Raw genomic sequence first — 14,071 nt, 5'->3', positions numbered from 1 at the left:
GGGATTCTAGCGGATGGCGGCAGCGGCCGCCTCAGACCGCCAGCCCGAGGTAGTACAGCGTGGCCAGGAACGCTAGCACCATCAGCGCGAGTGCGCTCAGGTTCAGCGCCGTCCGCCAGAGGGACCGCCGGCGGCGCACGTCCCGCCGGATGGACTCCGCGTCAGCGCCGCCGGGTCCGGCCGGATTGAGACGCCAGCGCTGCCCGCCCTGACGGGGCACCGGTGTGAAGTACTCCCGCCAGCCCTGCAGGATGCGCTGGGTGCGGCCCATGTCGACGGCGGCCGCACGGGCGATGCGCAGTACGGAAAGCCCCTCCGGAGGGGCGTCGTCGAGGACCGCTGCGATGCGCTGGATGTCCGACGACAGGCGGCGGTCGAAAAGCAGCGGGAAGGAAGAGGATCGGTTCATGACGGCATGGCTGTGTCCGTGTATGGCATCGCGCCGCCGGGAGACGCTTCAGCCGCGCGGCGGACGCCGGCAGGCCCGCAGCGCAAGTGGCCAGCGCACCCGGCGCGGGCCCGGACCCCAGAGCGCTTCCAGCCGGCCGGCGATATCGGCCAGCGGATCGGTGCCGGTCGCCTTCCGGCACCGCGTGAGCGCGGACCAGGTGGACAGATAACCGATCATCTGCGCGGCCTCCCAGTCTGCCTCCATGTGGAATGCCGGCGTCTCGAGCTCCGGCCACGGCATCCCGATGGTGCCATAGCCCGCGTGGATATGCCGCCGCTCGGGCGGCCACCAGGGGCCGAGCGGCCCGCGGTAGAACTCCATCATCAGCGCATCGATGGCGGCATCGACGGTGCAGAGCTCGTAGCACCAGGCGGCCAGCAATCCGCCATCCGCGAGCACCCGGTCCGCCTCGGCGAAGAATCGGTCCGTGTCGAACCAGTGCAGCGCCTGGGCCACCGCCACCAGGTCCGCGCAGGCCTCCGGCAGCCCGGAGTCCTCCGCCGTCGCCACCCGGAAACGCACGCCCGCCAGCGCCGGCGCCCGGCGGATCTGCTCCTCGCTTGCGTCCGTCGCCTCCACCCTTCGGAAACGCGGTGCCAGGCCGGCGGCCGCCTGCCCGCTGCCGGTGGCGCAATCCCAGGCCAGGTCGCGGCCGGGGGCCGCGGTCGCCAGCCAGTCGAACAGCGCCTCCGGATAGCGGGGCCGGTAGCGGGAGTAGTCGCCGGACACGCCGGAGAAATGATCGCGGAAGCTCATGCCGCGGTGTCCCGTATCCAGATCCAGCCTTCCCGCTCGGCCAGCGTCCGGTCGCACGGCGGCGCGCAGCGGCCGGCGAGGAAGTCGGCGCCGGCCAGCGCCGCCAGCGCGGCGTCGAGCACGTCCGCTGCGTCCAGCAGCAGCCCGCGATGCTCGCCAGGGTCGAGTTCCGCGCCGAGGCCGTCGAGTATGGCCGTCCGCAGCTCGCGCGCGGCCGCTGGCTTGTATCGACGTGCGGGCAGGCCGCGGCTGAGCAGCACGGCGGCGGGATAGACCTCGATGGCTGCGCTGGCGGCGAGCGCCGGCGACCAGGCAAGCGGCAGGGACTCCGCCCGCAGTTCGCGCAGCGCGCCCAGCACACCCAGGGCGGCGACCGCCGTGCGGGCGATGCGGTCGGCGCCCACCTCCAGCGGCTGCTTGCCGAGCCGCTGTCGCACGAACTCGTCGGTGGCGCGGCGAAAGAGACGATTCGGCTCGGTCTGGCTCAGCGCCCCACCGGCCCGATGGGGCGCGAGCGTCTCGCCGAGCGCGGCCGGCCAGCCCAGGGGCGCGTCCAGGCAGAACAGCGCCGGCCCGTCGCCTGCAGCCGCTGCGGCGAGGCGAGCGACGGAACCGGGGCCCTCGCCCAGGGCCGCATGAATCACCCGGTGGCGCCCGCCTTCCCTCGTGATGCCCACCACGCCGGTCTTGCGGGGGTCGGTGGCACAGTCGATGCCGACAATGGTCCGCACCATCGCGGTCCGGACCATGGTGTCGTCGCCGGCGGTCACAGCGCCACCACGGCATCGGGGCCCACCGCGAACACCCGGTCGCCCGGCGCCGGGCGGATGTTCTGTCCGCCGGTGAAGGTGCCGAAGGCCGGCAGCACGGCGTGATCGTCCCGGAACCAGAACACGGGCAGGCGCAGCCGATCGGCGCCGTTGCGCAGGCGCACCGCCGGATGCAGGTGTCCGCCGAGGCCGTAACCTCGGCCGTCGGGCTCCGGCTCGTGCTGCAGCACGAAGGGCGGTTCCGGCCGGGGCCCGGTGAACCAGCGAATCCGCGGATCGAGTCTCTGTTGTGTCGCGGGCCGATCATGGTTGCCGGCCACGATGCTGACGGTCGCATCCACTTCGTCGAGCCAGACAGTGATCGCATCCAGCCACCGATCCGCTTCGCCCGGCGGCGCGTGGGTGAAGTCTCCCAGCACGACGAGCTCGTCCGCGCCGAACCGGGCCACCAGCCGGGTCAGGCGCTGCAGGTCCGATTCGGTCACGCCGCCGGGCACGGCCAGACCCGCCCGGCCGAAGGTCCATTCCTTGCCCAGATGCACGTCGGCCACCAGCAGCATGCGGCGCCGCGGCCAGTACACGGCCCGGTCATGGTGCAGCAGCAATCGCTCGCCGGCGCAGTCGACCGGCAGGGCGCAGGCGCACGCATCGGATGCCGCCGCGCTCATGCGCTCTTCCGCCGCCGCTCGGCAGCCCGCTCGAGGCTGGCGGCCATGCGCTCGACCCGGTCGCGCCAGGTCTCGCTGGAGAGGATCTGGCTCTGCAGGCGCTCCGCCCACAACGGGAAGGCGAGCGGCGTCAGCCGTTCCGGCCGCTCGATTACGATGCGCTTGTCGCCGATGGCCGCCAGCGTCTCGCGCATGCGGCGGGTCTCCAGCTGGTTCTCCAGCACCTCGCGGCGGGCCTGATCCAGCAGCAGGTTGTCGCTGTCGTAGCGCTCCAGCACGTCGAAGATCAGTCCACTGGAGGCCTGGATCTGGCGAGTCGATTTGCCGCGGCCGGGATAGCCCTGGAAGACCAGGCCGGCGATGCGGGCGATGTCCCGGAACCGGCGCTTCGCGATCTCGCTGGTGTTCATGCAGTCGAGCAGGTCGGCCTCCAGGTCGCCAGGCGATAACAACCCGGCGAGTCGCTCCTCGTCGATGGCCGGCTCCTCGCGGCAGAGCAGCTCCAGGCCGTAGTCGTTGGCCGAGAGCGTGAATGTGGCGGGCTTCTGCCGGGACAGCCGCCACGCCAGCAGGGTCGCAAGCCCCTCGTGCACCAGCCGACCGGCGAACGGATAACAGAACAGGCTGACGCCTTCCCGGCTGCGCGTGACCTCCACCAGCAGCTCGGCGGGCACCGGCAGCCGGGACCAGCGCCGCTGCAGATCCAGCAGGCCGGCCACCGCGGCCACCTCCGCCGGTTTGTCCGCGCCCGAACCGGACGTCTCCAGCACTTCCAGCACGCTGTCGGCCAGCTCGGTGGACAGCGGCATGCGCCCGCCCTGCCAGCGGGGTACCGTGCGCTTGCCCTTCTTCGCGCGCCGCACATAGGCGGTCATGTCGCGCACCTGGGCGAGCTCGACCAGGCGGCCGGCGAACAGGAAGCGGTCGCCCCGTTGCAACCGGGACACGAAGGACTCCTCGATGGTGCCCAGCGAGCCCCCGGTCAGCCAGCGGATATTCATCGCGGTGTCGCTGGCGATGGTGCCGATACCCATGCGGTGGCGCTGGCCGATGCCCCGGTCGGTCACCCGGTAGCGCCCGTCCACGGCCTCCACACGCCGGTACTGCGGGTAACCCTGCAGCGCCTGGCCGCCGCGGGTGACGAAGTCCATCACCCAGCCCCATTCGGTATCCGAGATGCCGGCGAAGGCGTGGCTACGGCCCACCTCCGCGCGCATGGCCTCCGCCTCGAAGCCGCCGCCGAGCGCGACGGTGACCAGGTGCTGCGCCAGCACGTCCAGCGAGCGGACCAGCGGCCGGCGTGCCTCAATGCGCCCCTGCTCCGCCGCCCGGCGCGCGGCCGCGATCTCCACCAGTTCGAAAGCGTGGGTGGGCACGCACAGCACCTCCGATACCGCACCCGGCCGATGACCGCTGCGACCGGCCCGCTGCAGCAGCCGGGCGACGCCCTTGGGACTGCCCACCTGCATCACCTGATCCACCGGGCTGAAGTCCACGCCCAGGTCGAGCGACGAGGTGCACACCACGCAGCGCAGCTCGCCCGCCCTTAGGCCGTCCTCGATGCGCTGCCTGAGCTTGCGGTCGATGGAGCCGTGATGGAGCGCGATGCGGCCTACCCAGTCGGGGCGCGCGTCCACCAGGCCCTGGAACCAGAGCTCCGCCTGGGAGCGGGTGTTGGTGAACAGCAACGTCGAGCCCTTCGACTCGATGGCCTCGACCACCGCCGGCAGCAGGCGGATGCCCAGGTGGCCGGCCCAGGGGAAGCGCTCGAGCGTATCGGGCAGGACGGAGCGGATGCGTACGGCCTTCGGTGCCTGCCCGCGCACCAGGCGGCCCTCCGCCCCCGGCCCGAGCAGCACCTCGCGAGCCTCGGCCAGGTTCGCCAGCGTGGCGGACAGGCCCCAGGTCCTCAGCCCCGGCGCGATGCTCCGCAGCCGCGCGAGGCAGAGCTCCAGCTGCACGCCGCGCTTCGTGCCGAGCAGCTCGTGCCACTCGTCCACCACCACGCAAGCGAGTCGCCGGAACCAGCTGGCGCCGTCCGCATAGCTCAATAGCACCGACAGGCTCTCGGGTGTCGTGACGAGGGCCTCGGGTGGCCGCCTGCGCTGCCTTGCCCGCACGGACTGGGGCGTGTCGCCGCTGCGCACCTCCACCCGCCAGTCGCTGCCGAGTGCGGCCGCCGCGTCTGCCAGGTTCTCCCGCGTATCGACCGCCAGCGCCCGCAGCGGCGTGATCCAGAGCACCCGCGGTCCGCCGTCCGCGCGGCCCGCCGCCGCAGCCTCCGCCAGCGGGCCGAGCCAGGCCGCCAGCGACTTGCCGCTGCCGGTCGGCGAGTGGATCAGCCCGGACTCGCCGGCGAGGTAGGCGTCGCGGGCCTGCCGCTGGAAGTCGAACAGGCGCCAGCCGCGTTGGTCGAACCACGCCTGCAGCCGCGCATCGAAATCGCCTGTCACACTTGCCGTCAAATTATCGCTCACGAGGGCACCAGCGCCCTGACGCTCTCGATATCGTCGGCATCATCCACGCCCAGATCCCGGCGCCAGCGGGCGATGCGGGGGAACCTGAGTGCCACGCCGGACTTGTGGCGGCGCGAGGCGTTGATGCCCTCGAAGGCGATCTCGAAAACCTGTTCCGGCCGCACGGAACGCACCGGCCCGAAGCGCTCCACCGTGTTGCGCCGGATCCAGCGGTCCAGCTCCCGGATCTCGGCGTTGTCGAGCCCGGAGTAGGCCTTGGCGATGGGCACCAGGTCGCCGTCCCGCCACACCGCGAAAGTATAGTCGGTGTACAGGTTGGCCCGCCGCCCGTGTCCGGGCTGTGCATAGATCATGACGGCGTCGACGGTGTGCGGCGCCACCTTCCACTTCCACCACAGACCCCGCTGGCGGCCGGTGCCGTAGGGCGAGTCCAGCGCCTTCAGCATCATGCCCTCCACCCGTCGCTCCCGGGACTCGCCGCGCAGCGCGGCATAGTCCGCCCAGTCGCCCGCTTTCACGACCGGCGAGAGCCTGAGTGTCTCGTGTGCGGCCGGCACGACGTCCGCCAGTGCCGCACGGCGCTCGGCCAGCGGCCGATGCCGGAGGTCATCGCCGCCCTGCTCCAGCAGGTCGTAGGCGAGGAAGACCACGGGCACCTCCGCCAGCAGCTTCGCACCGACGCGCTTGCGGCCGATACGCCGCTGCAGCGCCGCGAAGTCCATCACGCCAGCCTCGGCGTCCCAGGCCAGGATTTCGCCGTCCAGCACCGTGCCGTCGGGGAGCACTTGCGCCGCATCTCGTACCTCGGGGAAACGGTCGGTGATCAGATCCTCGCCCCGGGACCAGAGAAAGCCGCGGCCGGCGCGGCGCACGAGCTGGGCGCGGATGCCGTCCCACTTCCACTCCACCTGCCAGTCCGCCGGCGTGCCCGGCAGGTCCGTGGGACGGGTGTCGTCCAGCGGCGCGGCCAGGCAGAAGGGATAGGGCCGGGAGACATCCGCCTCGCCGTCGTCCGGCGACATCAGCCGCTCGAAAAACCCGGCGTCCGGCTCCCATTGCCCCATCAGGCGATGCAGGATCACCGGCCGCGGCAGGCCGGCGGCCTCGGCCAGCGCGCGCGCCGCGAGCGTGCGGGAGACCCCCACTCGGAATGCGCCGGTCAGGAGCTTGTTCAGGAGGTAGCACTGCTCGTAGTCCAGGGTGGCCCACCAGCGCTTCACCCGCTCGCCCTGCTCGTCGGCGTCCAGCCCGCGCAGGGGCAGAATCTCCGTCTCCAGCCAGTCTGCCAGCGAACGATCGTCGGCGGGTGCCGCGCGGCCTGCGTCGGTCAGCAGCGCAATGGTCTCCGCCAGGTCGCCCACCGATGCGTAGGTGTCGTCCACCAGCCAGTCCGGCAGGTCCACGCTCTCGTACAGCCACTGCCGCAGGCGGGCCGGTCCCACCAGGCGCTTCATCCGGCGGCCGGAGAGGAAGTAAACGGCCCAGGCCGCGTCCGCCGGCGGCGCACTGGAGAAAAAGCGAACCATCGCCGCCACCTTGAGGTTGGTGGAAGTGGTCTGGTCCAGCTCCTGGTAGAGGCGGCTGAAATCACGCATGCCGGTGCCCCTGGTGCCGACCGTGATGCCGACCCTGGTAACGACCCTGGTAACGACTCCTGCGCCGATCCTTACTGGTCATCGCCGCTGCCCTCATACAGCGTCTCCAGCGCGGCCGCGTCGACGCCACGCTCGCGCAGCAGGCGCACCAGCGCATCCGTGTGGCCGTGGGTGGCCAGCACGCGGGAGGCACCGGTCTCCTCGATGGTCCGGAGCAGCGACGGCCAGTCCGCATGGTCGGAGAGCACGAAGCCCCGGTCGTAGCCCCGCCGGCGGCGCTGGCCGCGGATGCGCATCCAGCCCGAACAGAAGCCGGTGCTGGCCTGGCGGAAACGGCGCATCCAGGTGCTGCCCGCCGCGCCGGGCGGGGCGATGATCAGCTCGCCGGCGTAGTCCCCCTTGCGGCGGAGGTCCACCTTCTCCGTCGGCAGCATGGCGACGCCCGCCTCCCGATAGACGGCCACCAGCGCGTCCACGGCACCGTGCACGTAGACGCGCTGGTCCGTGAACGCGGTCAGCTCGGCCAGCACCCGCTGGGCCTTGCCGAGCGCGTAGCAGAACAGCACCGACGGTCGTCCGGAGGCCGCGTTGCCCTGCCACCAGTCGTGGATCTCGGCGGCGGTCTCGCGGCCCGGCCTCCAGCGGTACACCGGCAGTGCGAAGGTGGCCTCGGTGATGAAGGTGTCGCAGGGGACGACCTCGAAGGGCATGCAGGTCGGATCCGGGTCGCGCTTGTAGTCACCGGACACCACCCACACGCCGTCCTCGTCCTCGATGCGTATCTGGGCGGAGCCGAGCACGTGCCCGGCGGGATGGAACGACACCGTGGTATCACCGAACGCGATGGGCGCGCTCCATTCGACGGCGCGGATGTCGGCGTCGGCGCCGAGGCGCTTGCGCAGCAGGCCGACACCGGGCGCGGCGGCGTAATAGACCTGCGAACCCGGCCGCGCATGATCGGCGTGGGCATGGGTGATGAGCGCCGTCTCCGCCGGGCGCCAGGGGTCGATGTGGAAGCCACCGGCCGCGCAGGCGAGGCCGGTGTCGGTGGCGCGGACCAGCACGCCCCGGGTCAGGACTCCGGCTTCTCGACGGCCGGCTTCGCGCCGCAATCGGGAGCCTTGCCGGCGACACGCGCCTCGTTGTACAGCTTCAGCGCCACCGGGTAATGCGCGACCAGCTTGTCGATGCGGTCCTCGCTGGAGGGGTGGGTGGAGAGGAACTCGGGCGGCTCGCCCTTGTTCTTCTCGCGCATGTTCTTCCACAGCGACACGCTCTCCCGCGGGTCGAAGCCGGCGCGGGCCATGTATTCGATGCCGACGATGTCCGCCTCGCGCTCCTGGGTGCGGGTGAACGGCAGCGTGATGCCGAGCTGGGCGGCCATCTGGATCGCCGTGGATGCGCTGCGGTTGGCCATGGCCGTGCCGCCGACGATGGCACTCAGGAAGCCCACCGTGTAGCCGGTGGCCGTCGCCCGGGAGGCGCGCTCGTTGGGATGACGGGCAGTCACGTGGGCGACCTCATGGCCCATGACGGCGGCGAGCTGGTCGTCGTTATCGGTGACGCCGAGCAGACCGGTGAATACGGTGATCTTGCCGCCGGGCAGCACAAAGGCGTTCACCTCCGGCCGCTCGACCACTGCCAGTTCCCAGTTCAGCGCCGCCATCTCGCCTTCGAGCTGGCCGACGATGGCGTTGGCGACGCAGGCGACGAAGTCGATGGTGGCCCGGTCGGTGGAAAGCGGCATCTCCGCCCTGAGCTGGGTGAAAGCCGCCTCTCCCTGGGCCGCGAGTTCTTCGTCGGACTTCAGGATCAGCTGGCTGCGGCCGGTCGGCGAAGTGGCGCAGGCGGTTGCCAGCACGATGCTCGCAGCGATCAGGCCGGCGGCGGTCAATCGGAGCAATTGGAACGAACGGGTCTGCTTCATGGCGCGGCTCGTGGGGTCTCGGTGTTCATTCAGACTGGCGGCGCCCGGCCGAGTTCCGGCCGCGGCGCCACGGGGCAGGCTCCGGAGAGCTTCCCGCCGGATTCTAAACCAGGCGGGCGCCGGCCGCTCAGCGCAGGTAACGGCTCTCCTGCAGGCGCCGCCACAGGATGTCGGCAGCCCGCTCGGCAAGGGCGTCCATGGAGTGCAGCACTTTCTTCGGCAGCGGCTGCTTGATCTCGTAGGTGACCTTGTACACGTCCCGGTCTTCCACGGCCTTCACCAGCAGCTCGTCGCTGGTGGCGAGCTCGTCGGCCAGCGACAGCGCGATCGCCTGGGTGCCGTACCAGTGCTCGCCGGTGGCCACCTTCTCCATGTCCAGGTCCGGCCGATAGCGGCCGACGGCGTCCTGGAAGAGCCTGTGCACGTCCTCGAGCTCCTGGCGCAGCTTGTCCCGATCCTCCTCGGTGTTCTTGCCGAACATCGTGACCGTGCGCTTGTACTTGCCGGCGGCGATCTGCTCGAACTCCACGCCGTGGTTGTCCAGCATGCGGTTGAAGTTCGGCAGCTGCGCCAGCACGCCGATGGAGCCCAGAATGGCGAACGGCGCCGCCACGATGCGCTCGGCGATGCAGGCCATGAGGTAGCCGCCGCTGGCGGCCACCCGGTCCACGGCCACGGTGAGCGTCACCCCGGCCTCGCGCAGGCGCACCAGCTGGGAGGCCGCGAGACCGTGCTCGTGGACCATGCCGCCGGCGTTCTCCAGCCGCACCAGCACCTCGTCGCCCTCACCGGCCACGGCGAGCACCGCGCTCACCTCCTCGCGCAGGGCGGCGACGCCCGTCGCCTTGATGTCTCCCTTGAAGTCGACCACGAAGGTGCGGGGGCGGGATTCGTCGCTCTTCGCGGCGCTTTTAGCCGCCTTCTTCGCCGCCGCCTTCTCTGCCTTGGCCAGCGCCTTGGCCGCCTTGCGGTTAACCACGCTGCGCTTGAGCGTGCCCGCCAGTTTGCGGTACCGCTCGTTCAGGTTCTCCACCTTCAGGCCCTCGCCACCCGAGACCTTGCGCGACGCGGCCGCGCCGGCGGCAATGATTACCAGCACGGCGGCGACGAAGGTGATTGTCTTGGCCAGAAACAGGCCGTAGTTGGCGAAGAAGTCTTCCATCCGGGTCCCCGCGTCAGGAGGCGGCCGAGGCCGCCCCGCTCGCTTCTGTGGCTATGCCCACGTTGTTCTGCTCCAGCACCCGCTCGGCCCGGTAGCTCGAGCGCACCAGCGGCCCGGCCACGACCTCCAGGAATCCCCTCGCCAGGCCGGCTTCCCGGTAGCGGGCGAATTCCTCCGGCGAGACAAAGCGCTCCACCGCCAGGTGATTGCGGGTGGGCTGCAGGTACTGGCCGAGTGTGAGGATGTCCACGCCGATGGCGCGCAGATCGTCCATCGTCTCGTAGATCTCCTCGTCGGTCTCGCCGAGGCCCAGCATCAGGCTGGTCTTCGTGAGCACGTCGGGGCGATAGCGCTTGGCGTGCGCGAGCACGGACAGGGTCTTGTCGTAGCCGGCGCGGGGGTCGCGCACGGGATGGGTGAGCCGGCGCACCGTCTCGACATTCTGCGCAAAGACTTCCAGTCCGGAATCCACCAGCAGCTCCACCGCCACGGTGTCGCCGTCGAAGTCCGGCGTCAGGGCCTCCACCGCGGTCTGCGGCCTGAGCGCCTTGATCTCCCGCACGCAGGCCGCGTAGTGGGAGGCGCCCCCGTCCGGCAGGTCGTCCCGGTCCACGGAGGTGAGCACCACGTAATTGAGATTCATGAGCTCGACCGCGCGGGCGGTGTTGGCCGGCTCCTCGGGGTCCAGCCAGCCCCGGGGGTTGCCCGTATCCACGGCACAGAAGCGGCAGGCGCGGGTGCACACCGACCCCATCACCATGATGGTGGCGGTGCCGGCGTTCCAGCACTCGCCGATGTTCGGGCACATCGATTCCTCGCAGACGGTGCTGAGCCGGTTGTCGCGCACGGTCTGTTTCACGGCGGAGTACTTTCTGCCGGCGGGCATCCTGGCCCGCAGCCAGCGCGGCTTGCCGCCGCGGGTCACGGGCTGCTCGTCACGGCCGGTCTTGATGCCGTTCTTGATCGCGGTGAAACCGGCGTCCGTCCGGTACTTCTCGCCGCTGCGGGCGCCGCCGCGGACATTGTCCTGGACGATGGGGATGCCGCGGAAACCTTCGGTCTTGTCTGTCATGGGTCCCTGGCCTTCTGGCCATCCGGAAGCTGACCGGCTATTGTCGCATGCCGCACCGCGGCATCAAACTCTGTCGCACTTGTGTCGTCACACGCTCTGGTCGGAGCCGCGTCATGCCATTGCAAGGACACCTCAGGAAACTGCGCGCCGAGCACAGCGCGCCCGTGAGCTACCGGCTGCCGCTGGGCGACGCCGAGGAGCCTCTGAACGACCACCTCGGCCGGGAGATCACTCTTGCCCACACCGGCGCCATCCACTGTGTGGCCTGCGGGCGCAAGACGTCGAAGAGCTTCAACCAGGGCTACTGCTTCCCCTGCGCCCGGGGACTCGCCCGCTGCGACATCTGCATCGTGCGCCCGGAGCGCTGCCACTTCCACGAAGGCACCTGCCGCGAGCCGGACTGGGGCGAGACCAACTGCATGCGCTCCCACGTCGTCTACCTGGCCAACTCCTCCGGGCTGAAGGTGGGCATCACCCGTGCCTCCCAGGTGCCTACACGCTGGATCGACCAGGGCGCCCGCCAGGCGCTGCCCGTCCTGCGCGTGGCAAGCCGGCGCATCGCCGGCCTGGCCGAGGTGGCCATCGGCCGCCACGTCTCCGACAAGACGGACTGGCGGCGGATGCTGAAGGGCGACCCGGAGCCCCGCGCGCTCGCGGACAGCCGGGACGAGTTGCTGGAGCTTGCGGGGCAGGAACTCGATGCCATCGCCGCCGAGTTCGGCGCCGGCACCATCGAGCAGGTCACGGATGCGGTGGAAGTGGTGATCGAGTACCCGGTCAGGGAGTACCCGGACAAGGTGCGCGCACTGAATCTGGACAAGACGCCCGCGGTCACCGGCACCCTGCTGGGGGTCAAGGGGCAGTACCTCATCCTCGACAGCGGCGTGCTGAACATACGCAAGTACGCCGGCTACGAGGTGATGTTCGAGGCCTGAACCGGGCGGGCGGCAAAAAAAACGCCCGGGCAAGCCGGGCGTATCAACGGGAGGCTCGGAAGCCTGGAGAGAAACGTTCGCGGCCGCGCCGCGTCCTACCGCTAATCAGTGCACTCTGGCCCAGCGCAGCAGCTGGACGCAGTCGGCGTCGAGTTCGAAGTTGTGCGCCAGCAGGGCCTCGATGTCCTCGGGCTCCACGTCGGCGCCGGCCGGCCGGCAGAGTTCGACGATACCGCTGTACTCGTCGGCATCCCGGCTGCCGCCCTCCCTCAGGACGAATTCCGCGTAGTACTGGGCACAGTGTCTTCCCATGTGCCCGAGGATAGGCACCCGGCCCGGGGCGTTTCTGTGAGCCGCTGCACAGAATCGCCCTTCATCCCCTTCTTGATCCCCTTCGGCATACCCAAGGGCCGCATAAGCGGTCCCGGCGGGCAGCGCCCGCGCCGTTGCTCCCGGTCCGCTATCGCCCGACTCCGCTGCTGCAGATGATTCATGATCGCGCTCCCCCTTCCGTTGCGCCGTTTCGCGTCAATTCGCTTTGCTCTTGTATTACTGGATGCAGCCGCGGCCGAATTGGTTGCAACGACTCTCACCCAACGTAACACTATCGGGATACTCGTTACCCACAGATGCCGCCGGCAACCGGCCGGGCTCCCCAGGAAGAACCCATGCCCCACTCCGTTATGCGCCTTGCCTCCCTTCTCCTGTGCTTGCTGACCCTGGCCGCCGCGGCCGCGGGCGCCCAGGAGCTCCGAGCCGCCCTGTTCGAGGACGCCGACGCCGCGCGCGCGGCCGCGGAGGAACTCCAGGCGTCCCTGTTCTCGCCCCGGCACTGGGAACGGGGCGTCAGGGACTACGAGGCCGCGGAGGCCGGCCTGGAGCGAGGACGCAGCGTCGACTACATCCGCGGCAAGCTGGCCGACGCCGAGCAGGAGTTCCGCGAAGCCGCCGAGGCGGCGGAACTCGCCCGCATCACGCTGGCAACGGTCATCGAGACTCGCCAGGATGCGCGCAAGGCCGAGGCTCCCGCGCGCTCCGCCCCCATCTGGGAAGACGCGGAAGAGCAGTTCGGCGATGCCATACGGGAGCTCGAGAGCGGCGACCTGCAGGACGCGCAGGAGCGAGCCGGCGAGGCCGAGAGTCTCTATCGGGACGCCGAACTCTCCGCCATCAAGAGCCGCTACCTGAGCGAAACCCGGCGTCTGCTGGAGGAAGCCGACCGTGCCCGGGTCGAGCGCTACGCGCCGATCACGCTGGCACGCTCCAAGCGCCTGCTGCAGCAGGCCGAGAAGGAGCTGAACGAGAACCGCTACGACACCGACCTGCCCCGCAGCCTCGCCCGCCAGGCCAATTACGAGGCCCGGCACGCCATCCGGCTGGCCGACGTGGTCCGCGACGTGCGCGACGACGAGCTGACCGTGGAGGAACTCATCCTCTCCTGGGAGCGCGCCCTGACGGCGGTGGCCGGTGCCGCCGACATCGTGCCCGACCTGGTCGACGGCAACGAGAAACTCACGGCCGAGCTGGTCGCCTACGTCGAGAATCTCCGCTCACGAAATCAGTCGCTGGAACAGGATCTGGCGGACAGCGTCTCGCGGGTGGCGGAGATGGAAGAGGAACTCCGCATCCTGGACGAGCGGCTGGGCGGCGCCACCGAGGAACGCCGTGAGCTGATGGAGCGCCTGCAGGCCCAGAACCGCATCCGGGAGCAGTTCGCGCAGGTGGAGAAGATGTTCGAACGCGACGAGGCCCAGGTCTTCCGCGAGGGCAACGACGTGACATTGCGCCTGGTCGGTCTGAGCTTCCCCAGCGGCAGCGCGTCACTGGAAGCCGAGCACTACCCGCTCATGGAGAAGGTGGAAGCCGCCATCAACGTCTTCCCGCGCAGCCAGCTGACCGTCGAGGGCCACACCGACAGCTACGGCGGCGACGAGAGCAACGTACGCCTGTCACAGGCGCGCGCCGATGCCGTGATGCAATACATGATCAACGCGCTGCGCGTGCCGAGCTATCGGCTGAGCGCCACCGGCTACGGCGAGACCCGCCCGATCGCGAGCAACGAGACCGCGGACGGGCGCGCCCGCAACCGCCGCATCGACATCGTCATCAGCCCCGAACTCGACGACATGTAGGAGATTCTATGGCGCTTGGCTATAGGCGATCTCCTGTTTCTGGAAGGTCTGCTGACGGTTGATCAGGGTGAAGGCGATGCGGGCGAGTTTTCTCGCCAGGATGCAGTTGGCGGCGATCTTCGAGAG

Annotated in this window: 13 protein-coding genes; 2 read left to right on the top strand and 11 right to left on the bottom strand. The window is 70.3% G+C overall.

The features are described 5' to 3' along the window. Positions 1-31: 31 nt before the first annotated feature. The 10 genes from ACJMKX_RS15125 to lipA form a co-directional block, all read right to left on the bottom strand. Positions 32-409 (bottom strand): hypothetical protein, encoded by a 378-nt coding sequence (locus tag ACJMKX_RS15125; RefSeq protein ID WP_405227271.1) that lies wholly within the window; start codon positions 407-409, stop codon positions 32-34. A gap of 48 nt (positions 410-457) precedes the next feature. Further along, the gene (locus tag ACJMKX_RS15120) at positions 458-1,207 is read right to left on the bottom strand and encodes a class I SAM-dependent methyltransferase (protein ID WP_405227269.1); all 750 of its coding nucleotides are present in this window, start codon (positions 1,205-1,207) and stop codon (positions 458-460) included. After that, positions 1,204-1,977 (bottom strand): DUF429 domain-containing protein, encoded by a 774-nt coding sequence (locus ACJMKX_RS15115; protein ID WP_405227267.1) that lies wholly within the window; start codon positions 1,975-1,977, stop codon positions 1,204-1,206. Before ACJMKX_RS15115 ends, ACJMKX_RS15120 begins: the two co-directional genes overlap by 4 nt. Then, entirely contained in the window at positions 1,974-2,645 is a 672-nt protein-coding gene (pdeM, locus tag ACJMKX_RS15110) for a ligase-associated DNA damage response endonuclease PdeM (protein WP_405227264.1), read from the bottom strand. The genes ACJMKX_RS15115 and pdeM overlap by 4 nt, the downstream gene beginning before the upstream one ends. After that, a complete protein-coding gene (locus ACJMKX_RS15105; RefSeq protein ID WP_405227262.1) occupies positions 2,642-5,122 on the bottom strand; it encodes a ligase-associated DNA damage response DEXH box helicase in 2,481 nt (826 codons plus the stop codon). The genes pdeM and ACJMKX_RS15105 overlap by 4 nt, the downstream gene beginning before the upstream one ends. Further along, on the bottom strand, positions 5,119-6,717 hold the full coding sequence (locus ACJMKX_RS15100) for an ATP-dependent DNA ligase (protein WP_405227259.1): 1,599 nt from the start codon (positions 6,715-6,717) through the stop codon (positions 5,119-5,121). The genes ACJMKX_RS15105 and ACJMKX_RS15100 overlap by 4 nt, the downstream gene beginning before the upstream one ends. Positions 6,718-6,788: 71 nt before the next feature. Continuing rightward, the gene (locus tag ACJMKX_RS15095) at positions 6,789-7,829 is read right to left on the bottom strand and encodes a ligase-associated DNA damage response exonuclease (RefSeq protein ID WP_405227257.1); all 1,041 of its coding nucleotides are present in this window, start codon (positions 7,827-7,829) and stop codon (positions 6,789-6,791) included. Continuing rightward, positions 7,790-8,644 (bottom strand): M48 family metallopeptidase, encoded by an 855-nt coding sequence (locus tag ACJMKX_RS15090; protein WP_405227254.1) that lies wholly within the window; start codon positions 8,642-8,644, stop codon positions 7,790-7,792. Before ACJMKX_RS15090 ends, ACJMKX_RS15095 begins: the two co-directional genes overlap by 40 nt. 127 nt (positions 8,645-8,771) lie before the next feature. Continuing rightward, positions 8,772-9,806, bottom strand: coding sequence for a protease SohB (gene sohB / locus ACJMKX_RS15085; protein ID WP_405227251.1), 1,035 nt, complete (start codon positions 9,804-9,806; stop codon positions 8,772-8,774). Between the two features lie 13 nt (positions 9,807-9,819). Continuing rightward, a complete protein-coding gene (gene lipA / locus ACJMKX_RS15080) occupies positions 9,820-10,878 on the bottom strand; it encodes a lipoyl synthase (protein WP_405227248.1) in 1,059 nt (352 codons plus the stop codon). 113 nt (positions 10,879-10,991) lie between these two features. Between lipA and ACJMKX_RS15075 the strand changes: the two genes are divergently transcribed. Continuing rightward, entirely contained in the window at positions 10,992-11,813 is an 822-nt protein-coding gene (locus ACJMKX_RS15075) for a DUF2797 domain-containing protein (protein WP_405227245.1), read from the top strand. Between the two features lie 105 nt (positions 11,814-11,918). Here ACJMKX_RS15075 and ACJMKX_RS15070 read toward each other — a convergent pair whose 3' ends face one another. Next, positions 11,919-12,125 (bottom strand): hypothetical protein, encoded by a 207-nt coding sequence (locus tag ACJMKX_RS15070; RefSeq protein ID WP_405227244.1) that lies wholly within the window; start codon positions 12,123-12,125, stop codon positions 11,919-11,921. 356 nt (positions 12,126-12,481) lie between these two features. Between ACJMKX_RS15070 and ACJMKX_RS15065 the strand changes: the two genes are divergently transcribed. After that, positions 12,482-13,945: an OmpA family protein gene (locus ACJMKX_RS15065; RefSeq protein WP_405227242.1), complete on the top strand. Its 1,464-nt coding sequence runs from the start codon at positions 12,482-12,484 to the stop codon at positions 13,943-13,945. The last annotated feature ends 126 nt before the right edge of the window (positions 13,946-14,071 follow it).

This window comes from Lentisalinibacter sediminis (genome assembly GCF_040706615.1).
GTDB lineage: Bacteria > Pseudomonadota > Gammaproteobacteria > Steroidobacterales > Woeseiaceae > Lentisalinibacter > Lentisalinibacter sediminis.
The sequence above is the reverse complement of the archived record's forward strand: the minus strand, read 5'-3'. Positions and strand labels throughout refer to the sequence as shown.

Coding starts and splice junctions, on each gene's coding strand:
- ACJMKX_RS15070 (WP_405227244.1), bottom strand. CDS start 12,125: ATGGGAAGACACTGTGCCCAGTACTACGCGGAATTCGTCCTGAGGGAG.
- sohB (WP_405227251.1), bottom strand. CDS start 9,806: ATGGAAGACTTCTTCGCCAACTACGGCCTGTTTCTGGCCAAGACAATC.
- ACJMKX_RS15125 (WP_405227271.1), bottom strand. CDS start 409: ATGAACCGATCCTCTTCCTTCCCGCTGCTTTTCGACCGCCGCCTGTCG.
- lipA (WP_405227248.1), bottom strand. CDS start 10,878: ATGACAGACAAGACCGAAGGTTTCCGCGGCATCCCCATCGTCCAGGAC.
- ACJMKX_RS15065 (WP_405227242.1), top strand. CDS start 12,482: ATGCCCCACTCCGTTATGCGCCTTGCCTCCCTTCTCCTGTGCTTGCTG.
- ACJMKX_RS15090 (WP_405227254.1), bottom strand. CDS start 8,644: ATGAAGCAGACCCGTTCGTTCCAATTGCTCCGATTGACCGCCGCCGGC.
- ACJMKX_RS15075 (WP_405227245.1), top strand. CDS start 10,992: ATGCCATTGCAAGGACACCTCAGGAAACTGCGCGCCGAGCACAGCGCG.
- pdeM (WP_405227264.1), bottom strand. CDS start 2,645: ATGAGCGCGGCGGCATCCGATGCGTGCGCCTGCGCCCTGCCGGTCGAC.
- ACJMKX_RS15100 (WP_405227259.1), bottom strand. CDS start 6,717: ATGCGTGATTTCAGCCGCCTCTACCAGGAGCTGGACCAGACCACTTCC.
- ACJMKX_RS15120 (WP_405227269.1), bottom strand. CDS start 1,207: ATGAGCTTCCGCGATCATTTCTCCGGCGTGTCCGGCGACTACTCCCGC.